We start from the raw sequence: 1002 nt of genomic DNA, 5'->3' as shown, positions 1-1002 counted from the left end.
GTCCAGCAGCGCCAGGCCCGACGCGTCCGGGTCGCCCCAGCACGCGGCCTGCAGCGCGAACGCCGCCAGGTCGGCGATCCGGATCTCGGGGGAGGGGAAGGCCGGCAGGAGCCCGTGCTCGGCCTCCGTCCAGCAGCGGTACACCGTGCCCGGCGCCTCCCGCCCGGCGCGGCCCGCCCGCTGCCGCGCCGCCGCCCGCGACGCCCGTACGGTCGTCAGCGAGCCCAGCCCCCGCGCATGGTCCACCCGCGGCTCGCGGGCCAGACCCGCGTCCACCACCACCCGTACGCCCGGCACGGTCAGCGAGGACTCCGCCACCGCCGTGGCCAGCACCACCCGGCGCCGGCCGGTGCCGCCCGCCAGCACCGACTCCTGCACCGCGGCCGGGGCCCGCCCGTGGATCTGGAGCACCTCCGCGTCCGTGCCGCCCAGCTGCCCGGCCACCCGGGCGATCTCCCCGACCCCGGGGAGGAACACCAGTACGTCCCCCACCTGCTCCGCGAGCGCCCGCCGGACCACCGACGCCACGTGCGCCAGCAGCGCGGGGTCCACCTGCATGCCGTGCGGCGGGCGCACCGGCCGGGCCGGCGGCGCCCACACCACCTCGACCGGGTGCGCGACCCCGGCCGCCTCCACCACCGGCGCGTCGCCGAGCAGCCGCGCCCAGCCCTCCGCGTCGGTGGTCGCGGACGCCGCGACCAGCCGCAGCTCCGGGCGCAGCGCCTCCCGCACGTCCAGCAGGAAGGCCGCGACGGTGTCCGCGTCCAGGTGGCGTTCGTGGCACTCGTCGAGCACCACCACGTCCACCCCCGCGAGCTCCTGGTCGCGCTGCAGGCGCTGGAGCAGCACACCGGTGGTGACCACCTCGACCGCGCAGTCCGGGCCCACGACGCGCTCCCCGCGCACGGTGAAGCCCACCGAGCGGCCCACCGCCTCGCCGAGCAGCCAGGCCATCCGGCGGGCGGCCGCCCGGGCCGCGATCCGCCGGGGCTCGGCCACCAC

1 protein-coding gene is annotated in these 1002 nt (G+C 79.3%); it reads right to left on the bottom strand.

Going from position 1 to position 1002, the window contains the following annotated elements:
- A partial coding sequence (locus GPJ59_RS36500) for a helicase-related protein (RefSeq protein WP_258025453.1) occupies nt 1-1002 on the bottom strand: 1002 nt, incomplete at both ends.

Source organism: Streptomyces bambusae (assembly GCF_019400985.1).
Lineage (GTDB): Bacteria > Actinomycetota > Actinomycetes > Streptomycetales > Streptomycetaceae > Streptomyces > Streptomyces bambusae_A.
The sequence above is the reverse complement of the archived record's forward strand: the minus strand, read 5'-3'. Positions and strand labels throughout refer to the sequence as shown.